Raw genomic sequence first — 253 nt, forward strand, 5'->3', positions numbered from 1 at the left:
GTTAAAATCATAGAATCTATTCTTAATTGTGCACTTTCTTCACTCCGATCATTTGGAATATCATAACCATAAGCATTAATCATACCATTAGAATATCCATCCATATAACGATCAAATTCTCTTCTGCTTTCATAAGTAGAATCTACATCCCTTGGATCTTTTATCTTACCCTCAACCACATCACTTCTTAAGGCTCTATACATACTTCCAAATTCATCTTCAGAAATTTGATATTCGTTATAATCAATTATCC

At 31.2% G+C, this 253-nt stretch carries 1 pseudogene; it reads right to left on the reverse strand.

The annotated features are described in order from the left end of the window. A pseudogene (locus tag CAMP5082_RS08385) lies at positions 1-253 on the reverse strand (hypothetical protein); the annotation flags it as partial.

It is taken from the genome of Campylobacter sp. LMG 17559 (genome assembly GCF_024723605.1).
Lineage (GTDB): Bacteria > Campylobacterota > Campylobacteria > Campylobacterales > Campylobacteraceae > Campylobacter_D.